Origin of the sequence: Streptomyces sp. NPDC051664 (assembly GCF_044453545.1) — a bacterium.
Lineage (GTDB): Bacteria > Actinomycetota > Actinomycetes > Streptomycetales > Streptomycetaceae > Streptomyces.
Window position 1 is genome coordinate 101,594 of record NZ_JBITCU010000020.1, and the last position, 21,984, is coordinate 123,577.

21 protein-coding genes and 2 pseudogenes are annotated in these 21,984 nt (G+C 67.4%); 8 read left to right on the top strand and 15 right to left on the bottom strand.

Annotated elements, in window-relative coordinates:
* Positions 1–67: 67 nt before the first annotated feature.
* Entirely contained in the window at positions 68–667 is a 600-nt protein-coding gene (locus tag ACIA8E_RS29305; protein ID WP_399302376.1) for a DinB family protein, read from the bottom strand.
* 420 nt (positions 668–1,087) lie between these two features.
* Here ACIA8E_RS29305 and ACIA8E_RS29310 point away from each other — a divergent pair, with 420 nt between their 5' ends.
* On the top strand, positions 1,088–1,597 hold the full coding sequence (locus ACIA8E_RS29310) for a DinB family protein (RefSeq protein ID WP_399302378.1): 510 nt from the start codon (positions 1,088–1,090) through the stop codon (positions 1,595–1,597).
* A gap of 309 nt (positions 1,598–1,906) precedes the next feature.
* Here the strand turns inward: ACIA8E_RS29310 and ACIA8E_RS29315 are convergent, their stop codons facing one another.
* From ACIA8E_RS29315 to ACIA8E_RS29345, 7 genes and pseudogenes are all read right to left on the bottom strand, one after another.
* The gene (locus tag ACIA8E_RS29315; RefSeq protein ID WP_399302379.1) at positions 1,907–2,221 is read right to left on the bottom strand and encodes a hypothetical protein; all 315 of its coding nucleotides are present in this window, start codon (positions 2,219–2,221) and stop codon (positions 1,907–1,909) included.
* Positions 2,222–2,455: 234 nt separating this feature from the next.
* Positions 2,456–2,734: pseudogene (locus ACIA8E_RS29320) on the bottom strand (Ku protein); the annotation flags it as partial.
* Positions 2,735–2,912: 178 nt separating this feature from the next.
* Positions 2,913–3,476 (bottom strand): hemerythrin domain-containing protein, encoded by a 564-nt coding sequence (locus ACIA8E_RS29325; protein ID WP_399302381.1) that lies wholly within the window; start codon positions 3,474–3,476, stop codon positions 2,913–2,915.
* 328 nt (positions 3,477–3,804) lie between these two features.
* Entirely contained in the window at positions 3,805–4,008 is a 204-nt protein-coding gene (locus tag ACIA8E_RS29330) for a CDGSH iron-sulfur domain-containing protein (RefSeq protein WP_399302383.1), read from the bottom strand.
* A 40-nt stretch (positions 4,009–4,048) separates the two neighbouring features.
* Complete coding sequence (locus tag ACIA8E_RS29335) at positions 4,049–4,708, bottom strand: HemK2/MTQ2 family protein methyltransferase (RefSeq protein WP_399302385.1); 660 nt, start codon at positions 4,706–4,708, stop codon at positions 4,049–4,051.
* 561 nt (positions 4,709–5,269) lie between these two features.
* Positions 5,270–5,443 (bottom strand): CsbD family protein, encoded by a 174-nt coding sequence (locus tag ACIA8E_RS29340; protein ID WP_326601489.1) that lies wholly within the window; start codon positions 5,441–5,443, stop codon positions 5,270–5,272.
* Between the two features lie 539 nt (positions 5,444–5,982).
* A complete protein-coding gene (locus ACIA8E_RS29345) occupies positions 5,983–6,354 on the bottom strand; it encodes a hypothetical protein (protein ID WP_399302388.1) in 372 nt (123 codons plus the stop codon).
* A 1,299-nt stretch (positions 6,355–7,653) separates the two neighbouring features.
* On the opposite strand from ACIA8E_RS29345, the gene dnaK reads away from it, so the two are divergent.
* On the top strand, positions 7,654–9,522 hold the full coding sequence (dnaK, locus tag ACIA8E_RS29350; RefSeq protein ID WP_399302389.1) for a molecular chaperone DnaK: 1,869 nt from the start codon (positions 7,654–7,656) through the stop codon (positions 9,520–9,522).
* A gap of 205 nt (positions 9,523–9,727) precedes the next feature.
* On the opposite strand, the pseudogene ACIA8E_RS29355 reads toward dnaK, so the two are convergent.
* From ACIA8E_RS29355 to ACIA8E_RS29365, 3 genes and pseudogenes are all read right to left on the bottom strand, one after another.
* Positions 9,728–9,928, bottom strand: a pseudogene (locus ACIA8E_RS29355) (IS1182 family transposase); the annotation flags it as partial.
* A gap of 24 nt (positions 9,929–9,952) precedes the next feature.
* On the bottom strand, positions 9,953–10,528 hold the full coding sequence (locus tag ACIA8E_RS29360) for a GNAT family N-acetyltransferase (RefSeq protein ID WP_399302391.1): 576 nt from the start codon (positions 10,526–10,528) through the stop codon (positions 9,953–9,955).
* A 179-nt stretch (positions 10,529–10,707) separates the two neighbouring features.
* Positions 10,708–10,899: a hypothetical protein gene (locus ACIA8E_RS29365; protein ID WP_030931808.1), complete on the bottom strand. Its 192-nt coding sequence runs from the start codon at positions 10,897–10,899 to the stop codon at positions 10,708–10,710.
* A gap of 170 nt (positions 10,900–11,069) precedes the next feature.
* Here ACIA8E_RS29365 and ACIA8E_RS29370 point away from each other — a divergent pair, with 170 nt between their 5' ends.
* Positions 11,070–12,203: a glutathione-independent formaldehyde dehydrogenase gene (locus ACIA8E_RS29370; RefSeq protein ID WP_399302394.1), complete on the top strand. Its 1,134-nt coding sequence runs from the start codon at positions 11,070–11,072 to the stop codon at positions 12,201–12,203.
* Positions 12,204–12,255: 52 nt separating this feature from the next.
* Here the strand turns inward: ACIA8E_RS29370 and ACIA8E_RS29375 are convergent, their stop codons facing one another.
* The 3 genes from ACIA8E_RS29375 to ACIA8E_RS29385 all read right to left on the bottom strand — a co-directional run bounded on the left by ACIA8E_RS29375 (position 12,256) and on the right by ACIA8E_RS29385 (position 16,035).
* Positions 12,256–13,038 (bottom strand): RNA polymerase subunit sigma-24, encoded by a 783-nt coding sequence (locus tag ACIA8E_RS29375; RefSeq protein ID WP_399302396.1) that lies wholly within the window; start codon positions 13,036–13,038, stop codon positions 12,256–12,258.
* A 193-nt stretch (positions 13,039–13,231) separates the two neighbouring features.
* Positions 13,232–14,128, bottom strand: coding sequence for an RNA polymerase sigma-70 factor (locus ACIA8E_RS29380; protein ID WP_399302398.1), 897 nt, complete (start codon positions 14,126–14,128; stop codon positions 13,232–13,234).
* Positions 14,129–14,838: 710 nt separating this feature from the next.
* Positions 14,839–16,035: an NAD(P)/FAD-dependent oxidoreductase gene (locus tag ACIA8E_RS29385; RefSeq protein ID WP_399302400.1), complete on the bottom strand. Its 1,197-nt coding sequence runs from the start codon at positions 16,033–16,035 to the stop codon at positions 14,839–14,841.
* Between the two features lie 689 nt (positions 16,036–16,724).
* On the opposite strand from ACIA8E_RS29385, the gene ACIA8E_RS29390 reads away from it, so the two are divergent.
* From ACIA8E_RS29390 to ACIA8E_RS29405, 4 genes are all read left to right on the top strand, one after another.
* Positions 16,725–17,036, top strand: coding sequence for an STAS domain-containing protein (locus ACIA8E_RS29390; RefSeq protein WP_399302402.1), 312 nt, complete (start codon positions 16,725–16,727; stop codon positions 17,034–17,036).
* 389 nt (positions 17,037–17,425) lie between these two features.
* The gene (locus ACIA8E_RS29395; RefSeq protein WP_399302404.1) at positions 17,426–18,178 is read left to right on the top strand and encodes an SDR family NAD(P)-dependent oxidoreductase; all 753 of its coding nucleotides are present in this window, start codon (positions 17,426–17,428) and stop codon (positions 18,176–18,178) included.
* A 146-nt stretch (positions 18,179–18,324) separates the two neighbouring features.
* Positions 18,325–18,816, top strand: a complete 492-nt coding sequence (locus ACIA8E_RS29400; protein ID WP_399302417.1) for a nucleotidyltransferase domain-containing protein — start codon at positions 18,325–18,327, stop codon at positions 18,814–18,816.
* Between the two features lie 437 nt (positions 18,817–19,253).
* Positions 19,254–19,907, top strand: coding sequence for a hypothetical protein (locus ACIA8E_RS29405; RefSeq protein ID WP_399302406.1), 654 nt, complete (start codon positions 19,254–19,256; stop codon positions 19,905–19,907).
* 459 nt (positions 19,908–20,366) lie between these two features.
* Here ACIA8E_RS29405 and ACIA8E_RS29410 read toward each other — a convergent pair whose 3' ends face one another.
* The gene (locus ACIA8E_RS29410; protein WP_399302408.1) at positions 20,367–20,846 is read right to left on the bottom strand and encodes a DUF2000 family protein; all 480 of its coding nucleotides are present in this window, start codon (positions 20,844–20,846) and stop codon (positions 20,367–20,369) included.
* 52 nt (positions 20,847–20,898) lie between these two features.
* Between ACIA8E_RS29410 and ACIA8E_RS29415 the strand changes: the two genes are divergently transcribed.
* The gene (locus tag ACIA8E_RS29415) at positions 20,899–21,702 is read left to right on the top strand and encodes an AraC family transcriptional regulator (protein WP_399302419.1); all 804 of its coding nucleotides are present in this window, start codon (positions 20,899–20,901) and stop codon (positions 21,700–21,702) included.
* Positions 21,703–21,984 lie beyond the last annotated feature (282 nt).

Below are 21,984 nucleotides of genomic sequence, written 5' to 3' on the forward strand. Positions count from 1 at the left end.
GCTTCCGGCTGAGCGGCGCCGCACGGCCGCACCGGAGGCGGCCGGGGTCGGCCTCAGCAGGGCGGGATCAGCCGTTGCCTGCTTCCCGCGCCGCGCGCTCCAGTCGGCTCCGGTGGTTCTCCCACCATGCCTGATCGCCCGGTGGCACGTTGTCGCTGCCCTTCAACAGCCCGACAGTCCCGTCGATGAGCTCTCGCACGATGTCGGCGTGACCGGCGTGCCGTTGCGTATCGGCGAGCACACGCACCAGGACGTGGTGCAGTGTCACCTCCCGTCGTTCCTCCGGCCACCACGGGACGTGACCGATCGTGTCAAGCGTCAACGACGCGATCGTGCTGTTCGAGTGCTCCCACACCTGGTGGTACAGCCCGATGATCTCTTCGCGTGACTCGTCCGCTGTGGCCCACATGTCCGCGTTGGCTTCTGCGTCCTCCGTGTACCACCAGGGCGGCGGCTCGTCGTCGAAGAACGGCCGTCCGAACGTGTCGCCGAGGTACCCCGCCTCCACGCCGGCGACATGTTTGACCAGTCCCAACAGGTTGGTGCCGGTGGGTGTCAGAGGGCGGCGGATGTCGTACTCCGAGAGCCCGTCGAGCTTCCACAACAGGGCGTCACGAGCATCTTGCAGGTAACGGAGCAGATCCGCTTTCGGGTTCGGTTCGATCATGCGGGCAGTCTTCCATCCGGCACTGACAACCAGGCTCTACGGGCAGCGCAGGACGGTGCTGCAGGGACTTTGCCTCGCGACACCACGGTCGACGCTTTCGCGGGACGCGCACCAACTCCGCCGTGTCCGTCCTTCCGCGATTCTCCGGAGCGCCGTGCGCTCGTGCCCACTCGATACGGTGATCCAGCTCAACGGCCACCACCGACAGCCGAATTGGTGCAGTGGGCCGGGTGGTCGCCGGTGCCGAGCGCACTGCGTCCTGCGCCCGTGATCACCGACAGGGCGGCAGCCCGGAGCGAGTCCTGTGTCGTTCCCAGGCCCGTGGAGGCAGTCCGGGTCCCGCGGATGGGTCTCCCCGTGGAAAGACGAAGGGAGTGGATACTGGGCTCCGAATACGGCCACGGACGAGGGGTACGACCAGTGACCAGCGACAATCGGATAGGACCGCCCAACTTTGGCAGCGAACGCGACATGCTGCGGGCCTTCCTCGACTACCACCGTGCGACTCTCGCCATGAAGTGCGAAGGGCTTGCCGACGAGGAACTGCGGCAGCGTTCGATGCCACCGTCAACGCTTTCGCTGCTCGGTCTGGTACGGCACATGGCGGAGGTGGAACGCGCTTGGTTCCGCCGAGTGTTCGAGGACAACGACGCGCCCATGGTCTGGTCCGACAAGCCCGACTTCCAGGCGGCGTACGACGCAAGCGGATCAACCAGGGCCGAGGCGTTCCTCGCCTGGGAGACGGAGGTGGAGAAGTCGCGCTCCATCGAGCGAGAGGCCGACTCTCTCGACCTGGCCGGGTACCAGCCGAGATGGGACGAGGAAGTATCACTGCGGATGGTGATGGTGCATGTCCTCCTCGAGTACGGCCGCCACAACGGACACGCTGACCTTCTGCGGGAAGGGCTCGACGGGACTGTGGGTGCCTGAATCCCGCGAGAGGCACCGCCTCCGAAGACCGGAAGGCAGCCAGAGCCTTCGCGCTCTCCGCTTTCCCGGCGGCCACTGAGGTGACCCCGCCCCGCCCTGAAGGACGGGGCTTCTCGCCATGGCTCGGGGGTCGGCGATCGACGCATCGAGCCGCCGAAGCCTGACCGGCCGTGCGCCTCGATCGCCAGGGCGACGCTGCCGCTGCCGCCCGAGAAGACCACCCGCGTCGAACCGGTTGTCGAGCTACCAGCCTGATACCCGGATCGACGAGCGGATACGTGAGAGTGCGGGCCGGCCTACGAGAACGGTTCAATCCGGTTCGCGCGCGAGTTCGAGTGCAAGGGCCTGAAGAATTTCCTCCGTCGGCGTCGCAGGTACTGACTCGTCATAGGCATCCGCAACGGCCTGGAACGCAAGCACGAATCCGGTGATCAGTGCACTGAGCGGCTGAGAAAGCTGGCCCAGAACAGATAGCCCGACCTCGCGCGGACCCGCGGCGGCAGACACGACGAAATGCTCGGGAACCACTTCGCCGAGCAGGTCCGAGACATAGTCCGTACCGACCCCGCTGCGCAGTGCGGTGAGCGCCGCGATGGCCTTGAGTTTGATCTCGTTCTCGGTCATGGGACGAGGGTAGGAGCAAACCTCAGCACCTGGGCGGCACGGACATCCCGGCGATGTCGGGTGGTCGGTCACTACTGCCTGCGGTCAGATCCGGCGCGGGCGGTGCCAGACCGCGTGTCGCCGCAGCCACTCCGGGTTGTACAGGTGACTCCGCCGACAAAGCGACGGCCTCGGGCGGCAGGCTGCCGGGAGTGGCGAGCAGGGAGCTATCTGCGGCAGGCTGACCAGGACGGTTGGCATCCCCGCGAGCTCTTCGTCAGTGACCGGGACGACCTGGTCCGCGCCGGTCTCGTAGCCCTTGCCGATCTCCTCCTGCGGTACGACCTCGTCCTCGATCTCGCACACCTTCCGGGTGCGGACCCTGCCCATGTCCTCGAGGTGCACCTGGTGGAAGTGCAACGAACGGTCCTCGGTCGCACTGATGATCTTGATCGGGATCGTGACCAGGCCGAACGAGATGGCACCGGCCCACAAGGGCCGAACGGCAAATGTTCCTCCGGGCCCCCCTGGCAGCGTGGGCCGGGAAGCGGACCGGCGCGCCGGGGAAGGGACCGACCCACGCAGGGTCGGGGCGCAGCCGGGCCACCGCCCGTGATCCGATCCTTACGCGAGCCGGCCGTGATCGCATACGCAGATGTCGAAAGGTGTCCCGCGATGGTGCCGTGCCCCCCTGCGGACCCCGGTTGACGGTTCAGCCGGCGGTCGTGCGGCTGCTGAGCAGGTCGCGTACACGGTCCACCAGTCCGACGCCGGGCACGAGCAGTTTGTTGGCGGGCGGGGTGATCGGGAGGGCGGGGTGCGCTCGGGTGGGGGCCACCTCCTTGGCCTTGCGCACCAGCCGCCCCAACTCGTCCAGCTTGTCGGATGAAGACGACTCCGCGAGTCTCGGGAACAGCTCGTGCTCCTCCTCACGCACGTGGGAGGCGACCTCGAACTTCAGCTTCGCAACGATGTCGTTGAACTGTGGATCGTCGGCGTGCAGGTCTTCGAGGTCCTTGAGCATCCGCTCGACCTTGGCGTGATCGGCGAGTTCCTTGTCCGCCAGCGCGCCACCGTGCGGTACGTGCTTGCGTACCGTCGGATACAGGTACATCTCCTCGGCGACGGAGTGCCGCACCAGTTCCGCGGTCAGCCGGTCTGCCAGCTCACGTCGCCGCGGATGGTCGACCGGCTGCGCTTCGATCTGCGCGAACAACTCCTCCAGCTCACGATGATCGGCCGTGAGTTCCACGATCACATTGCCGCCGTGTCCCATGACAGTCCCTTCCTAGGGTTCGTCGCCCTCCGCAGAACGGAGCCGAAGACACCCGGACAACAGGCCGAAAACGCAAAACCAGCGCTCTGCGCGCGAGGGCGGACACGGCGCTCACCTCCCCGGCGCAGCCACGCCCCAGGCACACCCCAGCGACCCCCTTCCCTGCGGCATGGCGCGCCCACACGCCGGTATTGGATGGCGTCGGTCCCTCGCCACTCGGTCCACGCCGGGTCGCCGAGACTCGCCTCCCAGCCGTGGAGGCCGCCCGCTCCAGCCGGAGCCACGTCTCAGCAGGGTGTCGCGATTCGGCGCACGGCGGGACGAATCCTCACTCCGCGCGCCGCTCCGAAGCCGGTGGTGGGGCCTTCCGCTTCTTCCGGCCGCGGTGGCTCGTGTCGCACCAAGGGAAGATGAGGCTCCGTCGGCAGGTGCACAGTGCGACGACGGGCCGGTCCGAGCGGGCAACGCTGCCGTCCTCCTGAACGACTTCGACGGGCCCTTCCACGAGCATGGGTCCGCCCGGCTCCTGCATGACGCGTCGTGCGGCTGCCCGAGGCGCGGTCCCTGGTTCATCACGGCCGTTCTGCACGGATCACCACCAGTTCCTCTTTCTCCTGGCCGTGCTCGATCAGACCCTGGGCCTCCAGCCAGTCGGCGCGTTCACGAAGCACAGGGCCGAATGGAACGAACCGGCGGTCGGTCACGGTGACGTCCAGTTCGGCCTCAGTCAGCCGCGCCACGGTCATCGCCGGGTTGCTCATCACGGAGTGGACCGCGAGCAGCACACCCCTTGGGCGCAGCAGTGCGGGAACCTTGGCGCAGAGCCGGTCGATCACCGCCCGGCCGTCGCTCCCCGCCTCCCAGGCCCGAGCAGTACCGCGGCCGGGCATGCGGACGTCCGCAGACGGAACGTACGGAGGGTTCGCCAGCACCAGGTCGAACTTCAGGCCGGTCACAGGTTCCGTCAGGTCGCCGCGGCTGACCCTGATAGCCCGCGCGTGCCCGGACAGCAGTGCGTTCAGTCGTGTGGTGAGCACCGCCGCCGCCGACGTGTCGATGGCGACAACGCGGGCAGCACCGTGGTGGGCTGCGGCGATCGCCACTGCGCCGGTACCGGTACCCACGTCGAGCACTTCGGCTCGGGGTGACAGATGTTCGCGCCACAGCGCGGCTATCAGCATGGCTGTGTCTTCCTGCGGCGGGTAGACACCTGGGGGCTTGAGGAGTTTCACTGTCGCGTCCGACTCTCAGAACTCACGCGGACCGGCCTGCTCGGTCATCCTCGTGTATCCGACCAGCACCATGGAACGCTCCTTACCGAACCCTTGGCTTCGCAGCATGAGCTGTCCAACTGCGGGGGCACCCTGGTCGCGTGACGAGGCCGCTCCCCCGGACCTGAGGACTCACGAGACGGAATTCCGCCGTCCCGCGCCATCACACCGTGAGCCGGGTACCGGGACCACGGTCTCTGTCACGCGCGACAGCGGCGCAGCAGCCGAACGAGCAGAGGTTTGTGAACCCGTCCACCCCGCCATGGCTGTCCTTTGCGCAACACGAACGCTCAGGAACAGCCCTGGCGGGCGCGGGACGACGGGCCGGGCGCGATGACTCCACCTGTGGAGAGGCGTGCATGACGGGTGATCGGCTTCCCAGCCGGTGTTGCAAGCAACTCGACTCGGCGTTCGCTGAACGCCGGCGAAGTTCTGTAGCACCGAAATCAGAAACCCCGGCGCGCGAGCGTGAAGCCCGGATGCCGTCACCCCGGCTGTGCGGTCCTTCCTGCGTCCAGGAAACTATCGTCCGGACTTCTTCAACCGCTCAGCCGCCTTTGCTGCGGTCTCCTGGGCCTTGCCCGTCAATCGCTCGCTGCGGCCCTCTGCCTGCATGCCCTTGTCGCCCATGGCATCGCCAGCGGTTTCCTTCAGCTTGCCCTTGACCTGCTTGGCCTTCGCCTTTGCCTTGCTCATAACGATGCTGTCCTTCACTGTGAGGGGGACTGACGTACCCACCCTGCGCCGATCACTCTGAGGCCGCAATCGGTGAGGTTCCGCGCGCACGAGCAACCCGACGAGGAAGGGTCGTACGCCTGTAGCCGGCCGTGCACCTGGTCGGCGCAGTCGACTTGAGTACGCGGATGAGGTGGCCGCCGTTCGTGTCGGACACGGTGAAGAGGGCGCCGTCGGGTCGCGGACGATGAAGGCACCCTTGAGGCACCAGTGGGTGAAGGCACCCGTGACGATTCGCCCCGACAGCGACGGCAGCCGTCGCAACTCCATTTGCTGTGCTGGACATCGACACCGGGCCCGACTCCCGGTTCCGGGTCGGCCTAGCGGAGAGTGACCCGTCCGGGAGTTCATGTTCCCTGACGCAAGGCGGTGGCGCCTGCTGCCGATTCGGCCGTCCGGGTGGCGGGCTCCTCGGGGCACAGTCCACCGGGCTTCATGTCCCGGATGAGCAAAGGAGTCGGCCACGCATGGTCCGATCAGCGACGCCAAATCACCGGCGCTCACGTTCCCAGACGATCCCGCGGGACCAGCGGCAGCAGAACCCGCATCGTCCCCTCAGGGTCGTGGACTGAGATCGCCAGCCTGCTGAACGGTGCACACCGGCGCAGTTCCACACACAGCACCGGCCCGCCGGCCCGTACCAACGCGAAGTCCTGCCCCTCCTGAAGTGGGCGGATGCCCGCGCACAGCAGTCCAGGAATCCAGGTACCCCGACCGCGCCCACCACGGAGCGCCCGCCACCAGTCGGGCTCGAGATAGAGCTGGCGAAGTGCCGATCCCGGTACCCGCACCTCGCGGTGGCGTGTCGCCACCTTCTCCCACCATGACAGGCGAACAACGATATCGGTGCCCTCCACTTCCACCCGCGCCATGACCTCTCCTCATTTTCGTGTTGCGAGGACGGCAGGACCTGGCGCTTCGTCCGAGCCCCTTCGCGATGCTGTGAACGCGGTCCTGGTCTCCATCGCGCCGTCGAGAGTTTCCTCAGCTAAGGGCTGTCCCGTAATCCCTGGTGGATCAGCGCGCGGCGTCAGATGCGGTGCATCGCAAGGCGGAGGAGCGTCCTCATACTGGGCGTATTCGGGCGTTCCGACAACGCAGCGAGGTGCCGTAGCTGTCGTCGTGCGCCCGCCAGGGATTACGGGACAGCCCTTAGGCGACCCCGAATCAGCCGACGGTTGCCGATTCCATGTCGGTCGGGCCTCGATGGCTCTTCTGCCGTCGCCGACCACTCCGGGACCGCCGCACCACCACGGACATGTCCGACGGCACCGATCCCGTCGTCCACAGGGCCGGCCGGGCGGGCGACGCAGGCCACGGCCGTACGGCCCCGTGCGCGATCGAACTGACCTCGACCGTCACACTCCTGGAGATCCGCACGGGAGCGCCCTGCCGACGAGGAAACGGGAGACCTCTCCGGCGCGGACACGTCCCCGGATGTCCTCTCGCGTCAGTGGTGCCAACCGGCCGAGTCGCATCCTTTGTAGCCCGGTGGCCGGTTCGGCCCCAGGGATTGCTCACATCGTCGGCGAGGCGGCGTACTCGTCCGACCCTCCCAGCGGAGCCGTCACCCGTCGCCGGGCTGACCGTCGCGTCAGCGCTCATGCACCGCCGATCACCGTGGTCCATCTTGCTGCTCTCGGTGGGTGCCGCCTCGCAATCGCGGCCTCTGCTCTGTCCGGGGGCAGTTCACTGTCGTTCGAACTCCCGGAACGGGTCGGTGCTCATCAGGGCCCGCAGGGTCGAAACGCCGGCGAGCAGGCCGGTGACACGGCGAACGGGGACAATGGCCCCAGGGAGTAGCAGCACGGTGGCCGGCCGGTACTCCGGACCGGTTCGCACCCGAATTGCAGGGCCGCCGACGTCAGGGCGTCCCCCTCCCGGTGTGCGGTCGACTGCAGCGAGTCGCCCGCCTTGTGGAGCCGCTCGTTCACGCGCGCCCGCACCTGGAGGACCCGCCGCGATCCTGCCGACCGTGTGGACCTCCTCGTCCGGCAGATCGAGAGGTTGCGCAGGCACCACAACAGGCGACGCCGCGATGTGAGCGCCCGAGCAGGCCGGCCCGGACGCCGCGCTGCAGCAGGCCAGGGAGGCGGACCATATTTGACCCAGGTGCACTCAAGTTTTATCAATGGAAGAACATCAAGCATTGCCGGGAAAAGGAGGCAGTGATGGCACGGGCTGTGGGCGTTGACCTGGGAACGACGAACTCCGTGGTGTCTGTGCTCGAGGCCGGCGAGCCGACGGTCATTGCGAATACCGAGGGCGCGCGGACCACTCCGTCGGTGGTGGCGTTCGCCAAGACGGGTGAGGTACTCGTCGGCGAGATCGCCAAGCGGCAGGCAGTGACGAATGTCGAGCGCACCGCGCGGTCGGTCAAGCGGCACATGGGAGAGGCGCAGTGGCGTTTCCCCGAGTCCGGCGACATCGATGGCAAGCGGTACACCGCGCAGGAGATCTCCGCGCGCGTGCTGCAGAAACTGAAGCGGGACGCCGAAGCACATCTCGGGGAGGACGTCACCGACGCGGTGATCACCGTCCCGGCGTACTTCAACGACTCTCAGCGCACCGCGACCAAGGAGGCGGGCCGCATCGCGGGCCTGAACGTGCTGCGGATCATCAACGAGCCGACGTCCGCGGCGCTGGCCTACGGCCTGGACAAGGAGAACGACCAGACGATCCTCGTGTTCGACCTCGGTGGCGGCACCTTCGACGTATCCCTGCTGGAGATCGGCGAGGGCCTGGTGGAGGTCAAGGCGACCAATGGCGACACGCACCTCGGCGGTGACGACTGGGACCAGCAGATCGTCGACCACCTGGTGAAGCAGTTCAAGAACGGCTACGGCGTCGACTTGGCCAAGGACAAGATGGCGCTGCAGCGTCTGCGCGAGGCCGCGGAGAAGGCGAAGATCGAACTGTCGTCCGCGACCGAGACGACGATCAACCTGCCCTACATCTCGGCGTCGGCCGAGGGACCGCTGCACCTGGACGAGAAGCTGACGCGTGCGCAGTTCGAGCAGCTCACCGCGGACCTCCTGGAACGCTGCAAGGGTCCGTTCCACAACGCGGTCAAGGACGCCCGGATCAAGGTGTCGGACATCGACCATGTGATCCTGGTGGGCGGTTCGACGCGGATGCCGGCAGTGACGGAGCTGGTGAAGGAGCTGACCTCCAAGGATCCGCACAAGGGTGTGAACCCGGACGAGGTCGTCGCCATCGGTGCCTCGCTCCAGGCCGGTGTCCTCAAGGGTGAGGTCAAGGACGTCCTGCTCCTCGACGTCACGCCGCTGTCCCTCGGTATCGAGACCAAGGGCGGCATCATGACGAAGCTCATCGAGCGCAACACCACGATCCCGACCAAGCGCTCCGAGATCTTCACGACGGCCGACGACAACCAGCCGTCGGTGCAGATCCAGGTCTACCAGGGCGAGCGCGAGATCGCGGCGTACAACAAGAAGCTCGGCATGTTCGAGCTGACCGGTCTGCCGCCGGCCCCGCGTGGTGTCCCGCAGATCGAGGTCACGTTCGACATCGACGCCAACGGCATCATGCATGTCGCTGCCAAGGACCTCGGCACCGGCAAGGAGCAGAAGATGACCGTCACCGGTGGCTCCGCGCTGCCCAGGGACGACATCGACCGCATGGTGCAGGAGGCCGAGCAGTACGCCGAGGAGGACCACCGCCGTCGCGAGGCCGCCGAGACCCGCAACCAGGCGGAGTCCCTGGTCTACCAGACCGAGAAGCTGCTGCAGGACAATGCGGACAAGATCCCGGGTGACGTGAAGACGGAGGTGGAGGCGGCGCTCACCGAGGTGAAGGAGAAGCTCAAGGGCGAGGACACCGCCGAGATCCGTACCGCCACCGAGAAGGCAAGTACGGCCGCACAGCGGATCGGCACCGCCCTGTACGCGCAGGCGCAGACCGAAACCGGTGAGAGTGGCGCGGCCGACAGCAGCGCGGCTGGGAGTGCGGGCACCGGCGAGGAGGAGGTCGTCGATGCGGAGATCGTCGACGACGAGCGGAAGGAAGGCACCGGATGAGCAAGGACCCGCACCTCAGGCATCAGGGGTGAGCGGTCACCTGTGGTGGTGCGCGACGTGCACAGGATCGACCCGGTCATCCTGCAGTCCCGGTGACGCCAGGATGTGTCCGGTCCGGACGGCGTGGGTCAAGGACGGCCGGACTCCGATCGGGCGGAGGCCGCACGGCTGCGTGAGCGGATCGCGGAGCTGACCGACGGCCGTTCGCGGGCCTTTCCGTGACCGTCGCCTGAAGCTTCGTGCCGTCCGAAGCGACGCGGCCCATATCGACCCTGCCGAGACCCTGCGGGAGGCGCAAGGACTGAGCGAACAAGTCGGCGAGCGCCTCCAAGTGGCTGCGGAATCGTTGCGTGGAGTGGAAGTCCGGGGCCTTGTCGGCGGCAGGGAACGGGCACGCGTTGTGGTCGTTCTCCTGTCCTCGTGTGTGGGGTCAGCCTTGCCGGCGGAGGTCCAGCATGTAGAAGACCTTGTGGTAGCGGCGGTCACCGACGGCGACGAAGTCGGGCAGACGGCCGTACTCGGTGAAGCCCAGCGACCGGTAGAGACGCAGGGCGTCGCTGTTGTCGCCACGGGCGTCCAGGGTGAGGACCTCCACACCCGTCCGCCGGGCGTCAGCGATCAAGGCAGCGGTCAGCGCCCGACCGACGCCACGACCCTGGACAGCAGCATCCACCGCGATCTTCTCCAGATCAGCGTGTGGCCGATGAGTCGGTCGCACGTAGCGCAGCCAGTACCCCAACCCGACAAGCCGGCGGTCGAGGTAGGCGGCACGCAGCGCCCCATCCCCGGCCTGCACGGCAGTGACGACGTGGCCGAGGAGTTCCGCCACCTCATCGCGTGAGGGGGGTTCGACCCACCCCAGCGCGGCACCTCCACGGACCAGGTCCGCCAGGATCCGGTGGGCCGACTCCACCAACCGGGCTCCCAGTTCGGGATCGGACGTCAGCTCCGCCACGTCGAGGATGGCGGGTTCAGCAGCCCCGCTGCTGGTGATGGCCGCATTCATGAGCGTCAGCCTAAGGGCTGTCCCAAGAATCAGCCGGAGCTCCGGCATCGCAGCGTCAGCCGAGCCCCGATACTGACCCACGCTTCTGGATACGCGGCACATCATCGAGGGCCCGTGGTTCGTCGGCTCACACAACAGTCGGCCCGTCCGGACCGCCGAACGCGTTTCGCGCGCCGGGGTCAGCGGTCGGCGATGTCCTCGCGGAGGCCGTCGGAGAACTCCCACCACGAAAGCGGTAGCCAGTCGCCGTTGACGAAGGCATCCACAGTCGCGCCGCGACCGCGGACAGTCACCGTCGTTCCGGGCGGGTACGTGGTACCGGACAGGCCAGGTACTGGGACGAGCAGGGTCCCGAGCCGTTGTGCTGCCACTCCTCGCCCTCCTTTTCCATATCTCGGTGCGACACCTGGGTGGGCATTTCTCCCGAGATTACCGGGTTGTCTGTTGGCGCAGGCCGGAGAATCATGAGAGATGGGTCACGCGGAAAAGCGCGGGGCCGGGGCGGGAAGCGTGCGTGCATCGCCGAGCGGAGGTGGCAGGTGTGAAAGCCGTCGTGTACAAGGGACCGTTCACCGTGGCGGTCGAAGACGTTGAAAAGCCCAGGATTCAGCACCCGAACGATGTGATCGTAAAGATCACCTCCACCGCGATCTGTGGCTCTGACCTGCACATGTACGAGGGTCGTACCGCGGCTGAGCCAGGCATCGTCTTCGGCCACGAGAACATGGGAATCATCGAGGAAATCGGCCAGGGAATCACCTCGCTCAAAGAAGGCGACCGCGTGGTCATGCCCTTCAATGTCGCCTGCGGATTCTGCACCAATTGTGTGGAGGGATTCACCGGATACTGTCAGACCGTCAATCCCGGCTTCGCAGGCGGCGCTTACGGCTATGTCGCCATGGGGCCCTGGCCGGGCGGCCAGGCAGAATACCTGCGCGTTCCCTACGCCGACTTCAACTGTCTGAAGCTGCCGCCCGGAGACGAGCAGGAGACCGACTTCATGCTGCTTGCCGACATCTTCCCCACCGGCTACCACGGCTGTGAACTCGCCGATGTCCGGCCGGGCGAGAGCGTCGCCGTGTACGGCGGCGGGCCGGTCGGGCTCATGGCCGCGTACTCGGCCCTGCTGCGCGGCGCGAAGAAGGTGTTCGTCGTGGACCGGGTCCCAGAGCGGCTGGAGAAGGCCCGGGAGATCGGTGCGGTTCCGATCAACTTCGCCGAGGGCGATCCCGTGGAGCAGATCAGGGAGCAGACCGAGGGCATCGGCACGGACAAGGGCGTGGACGCCGTCGGCTACCAGGCGACGGCTCAGGGCACGGACCGCGAGGAACCGGCGACCGTCCTGAACTCGCTCGTCAGCACGGTCCGGGCCACCGGAGCGCTCGGCGTGCCCGGACTCTACGTCCCGGCCGACCCCGGAGGCCCCAACGAGCACGCCAAGCACGGCATGCTCCTCGTCTCGATCGGCAAGCTCTTCGAGAAGGGCCTCCGGATCGGTACGGGGCAGTGCAACGTGAAGCGCTACAACCGGTACCTGCGCGACATGATCATCGAGGGCCGGGCGACGCCGAGCTTCGTCGTCTCGCATGAACTGCCCCTGGACCAGGCATCGTCGGCGTACGACAAGTTCGACAAGCGGATCGAGGGATACACCAAGGTCGTGCTGCATCCCTGACCAAGGTCCGGACGGAGCGCCCGGACCTGCCCACGGTGGGGGTTCGCAGTGGTCAGCAGCGGTTCCAGCTGCGGAGCTTGTCGGGGTTGAGGACCAGCCACACGTCTGTGATCTTCTCGTCCTGGACGTGGAAACTGACGACACCGGACACGGTGGAGTCGTGGCGGAGGACCAGACCGGGCTTGCCGTTCACTGATTGCAGGGTGGCTCGGAGCTTGGGGTACTGCAACAGTGCGCCGAGCATGAAGCGGGCCGTGCGGTCCGCGCCGTGGATCGGCTTCAGGGCAGCGCGTACCTTGCCGCCACCGTCGCTGAGCGTGGTGGCGTCCGGGTCGAGCAGCGAGACGAGAGTGGCGAGGTCGCCGGTGTCGCAGGCGGCCCAGAAGGCCGTGACGATGCGGGTGTGCACATCGGACGCGGTCTCCCGTCGACGCCGGTCGCGCTCGTGCCGACGGGCGCAGGACGCGAGTTTCCGGCACCTCTGCGGGGTACGGCCGACGATCGCAGCAATTCCTCCGAACGACAGGGCGAACATGTCACGCAGGACGAACGCGACCCGGGCCGCAGGCGTCAGGGATTCCAGCACGACCGTCAGCGCCGTGTTCCCGGGCTCGTCGAGCGTGATCCGGTCCAGCGCCCCCACCGGGGTCGAAGCCACGGTGGTCGTCCCGTCCGGCACCGGCTCAGGCAGCCACTCACCCACGTACAGCTTCCGCCGGTGCCGGGCGGAGCAGAGGATGCCGAGACATATGTGTGCAGCGACGTGCGTCGGCCCCACCTGCGGTTCCTCGATGACCTCAGCAATGGACAGGTCCTCTTCCTGGTTCTCATCCATGAGGGATGGTCCTTTCTGCTGGGGCGTCGGACGACGGCCACCGGGCCCGCGTCGGGTGCCGGTGCGGGCGCGGCCTCGCAGAAGCGACAGGACAGCGCGTCGCACAGCCGCTGCGCGGCCGCGGTGCGCCCCCTGTCGCTTCCGCCGGACCCGCTGATCTCCGTGCTTGGTGGAAGGGGGCGGGACGGAAGGCTCAGGCGGCCATGGCGGCGAGTTTCGACGGGTTCATCATCCACAGCACCCGGTCGATACCGTCAGCTTTCACACTCACTGTGACAACGGCGAACACGTTCCCGTCACGGTACAGACGCACCGCGGCCCGGCCGTTGGCCTCGACCGGCTCCACCGTCGCCCCGGTCCAGAAGGTGTCGGCGAACGCGTGGACGTACCGCGCCACACGGTGACGGCCCACAACGGGGAACTTCGACGCCCGAACGGCCCCTCCGCCGTCGGCATACGAGACGACGTCCTGTGCGAACAGCTCCTCCAGGGCGGTCACGTTCCCTGTCTGTGCCGCCGCCAAGAACGCTGTCAGGAACCGCTGGTGCTCATCAGCCGCGACACTCGCACGTTTCTCCGCGGCCAGATGCTTACGCGCCCGGCTCACCAACTGGCGTACGTTCGCATTCGTCTGACCGATGATCTCCGCGATCTGCTCATACGGGTAGTCGAACGCCTGCCGCAGAACGTATGCCGCACGCTCCGTAGGCGTGAGCTTCTCCAGCAGCATCAGCACCGCGACCTCCAGAGCCTCCCCGCGCTCGGCACCCAGCGCCGGGTCACTGCTGGTGTCGACCGGCTCCGGCAGCCACGGACCGACATAGGTCTCACGGCGGACCCTCGCGGATTGCAGGACGTTGATCGCGAGCCTCGTCGTGGTCGTCGCGAGGAACGCCTGTGCGTTCTGCACCTTGGACCGGTCGTAGGTCTGCCAGCGGATCCAGACCTCCTGGAGGATGTCTTCCGCCTCGCTGACGCTGCCCAGCATTCGGTAGGCGATCCCGAACATGCGACCGCGGACATTGCGGAACACCGCCTCGGCGTCCTGAAGGCTCTCGACGTCTTCCGCTGGATGGTTCTTCGACGACATGGTTCGTGACCCTTGCTACTCGACGGGTTTGCCGGCGGTCGAGACCTCACGCATGAGCGCCGCGCATCGTCGGGGATCGGCGGTACGGCATCCCGTTCCCCCCAGCCGGGACCGGACCACACCAGGTCGACCTGCAGCGCAGGGTCGAGAGTGCAGGCCGCTCGATGCCTCGCCGATCGCGTACCCGTCGACCCCGGTGCCGTGACCCTCGGGCCGCACCGTATCCATCCGTCTTCGGCCGCTTGTCCACCCGCGGGACCGTCGCCCCTGCGTCCGGCGAGTTCGATGGCATCGCGCAGGCCGGATCCTCCCTTCTGATGACGAGGACGGATGTGGCGGTCCGCTGTTCGGACGTGTACATGTCTGCTCCTCGGCCGTTGCGACGTGCTCCTCATAGCTATGACCGAGTAGCCCATCGATATGTGACCCGATCTCTCGAAGCCGACGACAGAGAACCCGAACGGCCGACATGAGTCATGGAAGGGCTCTCACCTGCGGACCGGTCGTCGGTCCTGGCCGACGACTCGGACGACTCATGGCCGTACAGCGGGAACGCTCACTCGCGGGACCGGCGCCGATTGCCCAGCCGGCCGCGAGACGGGCATCGCGCTCACGACGCGAGTGCGATGCCTGTCCGCGATGCCGTTACTCCGCGCAGCCGGCGGTGATCCGGCAGGACCGGCGGGCGGGATGCGCGGCCGCCCGCGCTGTCAGAGGTTGGAGAAGCGGCCGGCCTGGGCGAGGATCTGCTCGGCGTCATCGACCGGGGGGTAGATCCACAGCGTATTGATGTCCCGCTTGAGGGACTTGGCGCCCTCGCCGGTCATCTGGACCGTGCGGTCCCAGCCCTGTGTGACCACGGCGCCCGCCGGCCCGAGATCCAGGCAGACGCCGTAGGGATCAGGGGTGAAGGGCAGCGGGTCCGTGCCCAGGAGGTCGGCGGCTACGTTGTGTCCGGCGAACTTCCCCATCGGCTGGGCGTGCTGGCAGCTCTGCGTCGCGTAATGCCCTTCCTCCGCGAGGGCGGAGGCGGTGTCGCCGGCGGCGTAGACGTCAGGGACTCCCGTCACCCGCAGGTAGGCGTCCACGCTCAGCCGTCCCAGACGGTCGCGTTCTCCCGGAATCTGTGCCGTCAGAGAACTGGCGACCATGCCGGCCGTCCACACGACGGTGGCTGTGGGAATCACCTCACCGTCCGAGAGGGTGACGTCCTCGGGGGTGGCCGACGCCACGGTGCGTCCCAGGCGTCGCTCGATCTTCAGTTCGTCGACCGCGCCGTCGATCTGCGGGCGGGGTCCCGGACCGAGCTCCGGTCCGAGGACGTCGGCGCGGTCGACCAGGACGACCCGCACCTCCTCGCCCGCGCCGTGCGCGTGGGCGATCGCCCGCAGCCGTTCGCCCAGGCCGGTCGCCACTTCCAGGCCGGTGAAGCCGGCGCCCACCACGACGGCCGTGTACCGGCCCGGGGACGGCGTCCGCTGCGGCAGCCGCCGCAGGTGGTGGTCGAACGCGGCCGCCGTGGACAGGGTGTCGACGTCGAAGACGTTCCGTGCGCCCGGGAAGTCGGGGCGCACCAGCCGACTGCCGGCGGCCAGCACAAGCTTGTCGTACGACAGGGTCAGATCCTCGCCTGCTCGCCCGACGGCCCGCACCGTGCGGGCCCCGGTGTCGATACCGGTCACCGTCGCTGTGACCCGGCGCACCCCGATCGGACCGAGAACACGGTCCAGAGGCACCCGCTTGCTCTCCGGTTCCTCTTCGTAGAGACGGGGGCGCACGACCAGATCGTCACCACCACTGATCAGGGTCACCCGCACCTCCTCGCCTGCCTCACGCGTGGCGTGCACGGCTCCTGCCGCGCTCCACACGCCGGCGAACCCTCCACCGATGACCAGGATGTCCTTCATTTCTTCTCCCATGCCGTGTTGACGGTTGCGCAGCATTGACAAGACGGCGAGGCGAAGTGTGACAGCGCGGAGAAGCTGATGTGCATCTCCGCTGCCGGGCTACCGGATCCAGAGCGTCGTCGCCGCTGCCGGCACGTGCTGGACGCAGGCATGGCCTGCCCGTGCAAGGTGGTGCGCTCCGCCTTCCCGGTCTTCGCCCGCACAAGGGCCTGGAAGTTCCTCCGCGGCTCCGCCTGAGGCTCCACCACGCCCTTGTCGGCCGTGCACCTCAGATGGGCGCGCAGCAGGGCCCGGATCGTTCGTGGACCAACCGGGCCGAGACCAAATGGCCGTCATGTCACAAATTGCAAGGCGAGCTGGTCATAGCCGACGAACCCGCAACTGCGATTGCAACCGGAGTACTCATGGCCACCACGGAACGTCGGTTCTCGATGGTTCACGCGATCGACACGCAAAGGTCCGGCATTCGCGCCGTCACACCTGGCACCGACCGACGGGTGACGAGACCAGGCCCCCTCATTTCGGTCCCGGGCCCAGGGAAGCGGACACCCAACCGCGAGCGAAAGGTGAAGTCGATGTACTCCAACTGTCACGACCGGCCTGTGCCCTCGCCCCATCGCCATGGTTGCCCCGGAAATCGACCGACCACATCCTCGGGTATCAGGCCGTTCTGCATCCACGTCACGCGTATGCACGACGGTTGCGTCGTCCTTGCCGTGACGGGCGCTGTGGACTGGGCCAATGCCGGCGCGCTGCGAGCCACCGCTCTGGAGGAAATCGCAGCGGGCGCCCGGAAATTGGTACTGGACCTTTCGTTCATGTCCTTCTGGGACTCCAGTGGCATGGGAGCTGTCGCTTCCGCATACCGCAGCGCGACCCACGTCGGCGCCTCGGTCGCCCTTGCAGGTCTCTCGCCGACGTTGGAGAAAACTTATCGGCTGACCGGGATGGACAAAGTGATCGCGCTCCACCGCGACGTCTGCACAGCCCTCGCCGCATAGGACAGTTCGCGCCGAACCGTGGCGACTCGACGCAGAATCCGCTCCCGAAGCAGCCCTGTGCGTCAGGGACACGGATCCCACGTATCAGGCCACGGCCGGCGTCCGCCTCAACACGCGCTCCGTGCAGGCAGCCGGCCCGGGCCATCCCACGGGACCGGGCTCCGGCCCAGCAGAGCAGGCCCCCTACCTTCTCCGCCGCCGCGGCAACCGGCCGGGCGCCGGAGGAGGTGCACTCACCCCGGGCACCATGACCGTTTCTGCAGCGTCGTCTGCGTGAGGACCTTCAGTTGGCTGGTCAGGGTTGACTAGGCCACCCGGCACCCGCATTCGGCCCGTTCCACAACCCCTTCGATCTTCGATTGACATCGAACAATAAGGATGTGTCAGTGATGACCAGCCGTTTTACCAACCATGTTGTGATCCTGACCGGAGCTGGTTCCGGGATCGGGCGAGCTGCCGCACTGGCGTTCGCGACGGCGGGAGCGCGGGTGCTGGGAGTGGGGAGACGAGCGGAGGCGTTGCAGGAGACAGCCGATCTCCATCCGGCCATCGAGACGCTCAGTGCCGACGTCAGTGCCGCAGGCGCACCCGAACGGATCGTGCAGGCCGCGGTCGATCGATGGGGACGTGTCGACGTCCTGGTCAACAACGCCGGAGTCCTCGCGATGATGCCCCTGGAGCAGGTGACCGCCGAAGGCATCAACCAGGTACTCGCCACCAACGTCACCGCTCCGAGCCTTCTGGCCGGCGCCGCCCTTCCGCACCTGCGGAGCTCCCAGGGGGTGATCGTCAACGTCAGCAGCACATTCGGGCACAGGCCCATCGCTCACGCCTCTCACTACGGTGCCTCGAAGGCTGCGATCGAACAGCTGACCCGAAGCTGGGCACTGGAGTTGGCGCCCGACAACATCCGGGTCAACGCAGTGGCTCCCGGCCCCACCGAAAGCGGAGCGTTGGCCGGCGCCGGCTTGTCCGCCAGGGAGATCGATCACCTCAAGGATGCCGAGGCAGCACGCATTCCGTTGGGCCGCCGTGGTGAACCCGATGAAGTGGCCGAGTGGATCCTGCGCCTGGCCGACGCACAGACGGCCTGGCTCACCGGCCAAGTGCTCACGGTCGACGGCGGACTCGAACTCGTCTGATCATGGCGCATGCCCAGCGACAGGTACTGTTCCGTCCGGGACCTTTGGACTCCCCTGCGGCAACAGAAACGGCTACACCGAGGTAAGAAGTTGATCCGGCTCCACTCGGCCCGCGCAGGTTTCGGTGTACTAGCGTGCTCGGGGTGATGACGGCTGACGACGTCTTGTCTGTGCTTGCGCTGATGCGACGGGCCGGGGTCGGAGTCTGGATCGGCGGGGGATGGGGCATAGATGCCCTGCTCGGCAAGCAAACCCGTGAGCACCGCGACCTTGATCTCATGCACCCCGAGGACCGGGAAGACGATGTCGTGAGGGCCCTGAACGGTGCCGGCTTCGTAGAGACCTTGAACTGGCGGCCCGTGCGGTTCGTGGTCGCAGCATCGGACGGACGGGAAATCGACCTCCACCCCCTCACTTTTGCAGCGGACGGCTCTGCCGTGCAGGCAAACCTCGACGCAGAGCGCCCCTTCGCCTATCCCGCGTCGTGCTTCGTGACCGGCATGATCGGTGACACGTCGGTTCCATGTCTGTCAGCCGAGCAGCAGGTCTATTTCCACCAGGGATACGAGCCGACCGACCGGGACCGTCACGACATGGCTCAGCTCCGGCATGCCTTCGGAATCGCCACCCACTTCTGAGGTGGGCAGCGCTCGGTGAACACGCGAGCATGTCCGCAGCTGTTCGTCCCCATCAGGCAAGCGGGCGGCGACGTCCCCACGTTGCGGTGACTGCGCTGGGCTGTCCGTCCGAGGGGCGAAGTCACGTGGCGCCTGTCTCCCGAGCAGGCCCGGGTGGGCCGCTCGGCGCATCAGCAGTGACAGTGCCTCGGTCGGTCTCGTCGTCGCATGCCCCGCATCTTCCGGTTCCTCACCCTGAAGGGAAGGGTGAGACATCACTCGACTGGCACATGAGAGCTCTACTCGTGCGTACTATCTCTAGACACTGCTGCACATTGCGGCAGTTATGTCCTGCGGGTGACCCGGTCAGCACAGCCTGGGCACCTGCCTCCACCCGCTCGCGGACCGGGTTCGTGCTTTTCGCCGCCCTACCCGCGAGCTGCAGAAAGGCCCATGCCATGTCTGAAATTCAGGCCCACGCCACAGGACTGACGTCGCAGTACATCGCCCAGGTGACGGGCGACCTCGAGCGCAACGTCAAGGAGCAGGAACGTATCAGTGCGGAAATCGAGGCGCTGCAGGAGCAGTTGGGTGCCCTGCAGCACGACCACTCCGTGCTGGTGAGCATGCAGGAGGCACTCGGCGGCGCGAACGCAGCCGGCGAGGCAGACACCACGGCCGCGCCGACCGTACCGCGCCAGGCCACCGCCGAGCCCCGGCAGAGCAAGCCGAAGAAGGCGGCCGCCACGAATGCAAAGGCGACGGCATCCAAGAAGAGCGCCGACAAGGCCTCGTCCGCCAAGGTCTCGTCCACGAAGGCCTCATCCACGAAGGTACCCACGACAGACACCAAGCCGACCCTCGTCAACCTGATCCGCGGCCACCTGGAGCAGCAGAGCGAGCCGCGGTCCGCCACCGAGATCTCCGCCGCGCTCACGCAGGCCCACCCTGACCGCGGCGTCAAGACCACCGTGGTGCGTACCACCCTCGAAGGGCTGGTCGCCAAGAGCCAGGCTCAGCGCACCAAGCAGGGCTCGTCCGTCTTCTACACCGCGACGGCCGCCTCGGAGACCGCCGCGGCCGAGCCTCAGCAGGAGGCAGTGGCCGGCTGAGCACGCTCAGGAGCGCCGATCTCGCCTCCGCCCGGGGGCGCTCCGGCGGCGCTCCGGGCGGAACCTCATCGTGCAGGGCCGAGTCGGCGTGCGGCGGTGCGGGAGTGGGCCTCCCCACGCCGTCGCCTGCGCGCTCCGGACCAGCACCGACATCCTTGGATCCAACTCTCTCGACCAGGCTCCCTCTGACGTGTGTCAGCTCAGCAGCTGTGCCGGAGCACGATGGATGTCACTGTCACTGCCGGCCGACTTGGGGATGCCCAGCACACGGAGCAGGACAACTGTCATCGACGCGGCGGCCCTGCTGCGACCGCCGCCCCGTTGACAAGCGCGTTGTCACCATCCACGGTCACCGGCAGACCTCTCGGGCGTCTGATCCTCTTGGTGGCCGTTGTCGCTCCCTTCGGAAGGCACTTGACCGCCGAGTACCGATGACCGGGATCCGGGATTCGACGTCGCTCAGGGGTGCATGCGCGCACCCTTGAGGACCTTGTCCACCGCGTTGCGCGGCCCGTAGACAGCCATCCCCACCAGATCGAGCTGGTCCTTTCCCACGGCCCGTACCGCCGCCCGGTTGTCCCGGTCGTTGCCCGTGCCGAACAGATCCGAGGTGAACACGGCCCTCGGCAGCGAGCGCGACAACGCGCGGCCGTGCGCAGCGGTCACCATCTCCTTCGTCCCCTCGAAGACCAGTACGGGCTGGCGGAACATCGGCAGGTACGCGGTGCCGTCGGCGTCCGCGTACGGCTCGCCGATCACCTCGGGTGACACCGTGCCGAGCCCACTGACCAGGAAGGCGGTCACATTCAGCCGCTGCCAGGACTCAAGATCCTCCCGCAGCAGGACAGCGATCTTGGTGTCGAAGCGGACAGGCACGTTCTCATCCCCTGCGCCGGTCTCAATCCCGGTTCCGGCCTCGGTCTCATCGTCATTTCTCATGCTTCGAGATTCCACGGTCCGCGCCTTCTGCGTCTTGTACGTTCTTTGCGTGATGCCCCGGCAGGAGATCTCCGCTTGGCGCCCCCCAGTCGCGGGCGTCGTGGAGGTTTTCCACGCACACTTCACCGAGCACGCCTACCCCATGCACGTCCACGACGCCTGGACGTTGCTGATCGTCGATGACGGAGCGGTCCGCTACGACCTGGACCGCTACGAGCGCGGCACCCCGAGCGACACCGTGAGCCTGCTCCCGCCGCAGATCCCGCACAACGGCTCACCGGCCACGCCTCAGGGATTTCGCAAGCGCGTGCTCTACCTCGACACGACACAGCTGGACGAAAGCTTCATCGGGCCGGCGGTGGACGGCCCGGACCTCACCGATCCCGTGCTGCGCAGACGCGTCGGCCAGCTGCACACAACTCTCGCGGGCCGGGGTGACGAGTTCGAGGCGGAGAGCCGTCTGGCCTTCATCGGCGAGCGACTGCGCGAGCATCTGCGCCCCAGGCTGGTCCTTGGTGGCGCGGCACCCGACCGCAACATCGCCCGGAGTCTGCGCGACCTCCTCGACGAGCGCCTGCTTGAAGGCATCGCCCTGGAAGAAGCCGCGCGCCTGGTACACGCCCACCCCACGCATCTCGTACGGGCCTTCAGCGGCGCCTTCGGCATCGCCCCGCACCAGTACGTGATGTCCCGTCGCGTCGACCTGGCCCGCCGTCTGCTGCTCGACGGACAGCCGGCGGGCGAGGTAGCGACTGCCGTCGGCTTCTACGACCAGTCCCACCTCACCCGGCACTTCAAGCGAGTTGTGGGCGTCACCCCGGGCCGCTACGCCCGAACCGGGACCGTCCGCCGATGATGGACCGCGCGCACTTGCCGCCCCTCCGGGCCGGGGACCAGCGAGCTCAGCAAGGCCTCGCCGACCACTCGCGATCAGTGATCTCGTGGCGACGCACCCGACCCTGATACACCCACTGAACGACCTTTGAAGACGGGCTCTGGACAGCCCTGCTTGGACACGGGCTGGGCCAATCGGTGTAGCTGCTGGATGAGCGGGCCTGTCGTCGGCACGGGGTGGGCAGGGATGGCGGCGGAGGTGTTTTCGGATGCCCAGCGGTGACGTGCTCGTACTCATCGATGA

What these genes read in the sequence shown, in the direction of transcription:
- ACIA8E_RS29305 (WP_399302376.1), bottom strand. Translation starts at nt 667, where the DNA reads ATGATCGAACCGAACCCGAAAGCGGATCTGCTCCGTTACCTGCAAGAT.
- ACIA8E_RS29315 (WP_399302379.1), bottom strand. Translation starts at nt 2,221, where the DNA reads ATGACCGAGAACGAGATCAAACTCAAGGCCATCGCGGCGCTCACCGCA.
- ACIA8E_RS29325 (WP_399302381.1), bottom strand. Translation starts at nt 3,476, where the DNA reads ATGGGACACGGCGGCAATGTGATCGTGGAACTCACGGCCGATCATCGT.
- ACIA8E_RS29330 (WP_399302383.1), bottom strand. Translation starts at nt 4,008, where the DNA reads ATGCAGGAGCCGGGCGGACCCATGCTCGTGGAAGGGCCCGTCGAAGTC.
- ACIA8E_RS29340 (WP_326601489.1), bottom strand. Translation starts at nt 5,443, where the DNA reads ATGAGCAAGGCAAAGGCGAAGGCCAAGCAGGTCAAGGGCAAGCTGAAG.
- ACIA8E_RS29345 (WP_399302388.1), bottom strand. Translation starts at nt 6,354, where the DNA reads ATGGCGCGGGTGGAAGTGGAGGGCACCGATATCGTTGTTCGCCTGTCA.
- dnaK (WP_399302389.1), top strand. Translation starts at nt 7,654, where the DNA reads ATGGCACGGGCTGTGGGCGTTGACCTGGGAACGACGAACTCCGTGGTG.
- ACIA8E_RS29360 (WP_399302391.1), bottom strand. Translation starts at nt 10,528, where the DNA reads ATGAATGCGGCCATCACCAGCAGCGGGGCTGCTGAACCCGCCATCCTC.
- ACIA8E_RS29375 (WP_399302396.1), bottom strand. Translation starts at nt 13,038, where the DNA reads ATGGATGAGAACCAGGAAGAGGACCTGTCCATTGCTGAGGTCATCGAG.
- ACIA8E_RS29380 (WP_399302398.1), bottom strand. Translation starts at nt 14,128, where the DNA reads ATGTCGTCGAAGAACCATCCAGCGGAAGACGTCGAGAGCCTTCAGGAC.
- ACIA8E_RS29385 (WP_399302400.1), bottom strand. Translation starts at nt 16,035, where the DNA reads ATGAAGGACATCCTGGTCATCGGTGGAGGGTTCGCCGGCGTGTGGAGC.
- ACIA8E_RS29390 (WP_399302402.1), top strand. Translation starts at nt 16,725, where the DNA reads ATGCACGACGGTTGCGTCGTCCTTGCCGTGACGGGCGCTGTGGACTGG.
- ACIA8E_RS29395 (WP_399302404.1), top strand. Translation starts at nt 17,426, where the DNA reads ATGACCAGCCGTTTTACCAACCATGTTGTGATCCTGACCGGAGCTGGT.
- ACIA8E_RS29400 (WP_399302417.1), top strand. Translation starts at nt 18,325, where the DNA reads ATGACGGCTGACGACGTCTTGTCTGTGCTTGCGCTGATGCGACGGGCC.
- ACIA8E_RS29405 (WP_399302406.1), top strand. Translation starts at nt 19,254, where the DNA reads ATGTCTGAAATTCAGGCCCACGCCACAGGACTGACGTCGCAGTACATC.
- ACIA8E_RS29410 (WP_399302408.1), bottom strand. Translation starts at nt 20,846, where the DNA reads ATGAGAAATGACGATGAGACCGAGGCCGGAACCGGGATTGAGACCGGC.
- ACIA8E_RS29415 (WP_399302419.1), top strand. Translation starts at nt 20,899, where the DNA reads ATGCCCCGGCAGGAGATCTCCGCTTGGCGCCCCCCAGTCGCGGGCGTC.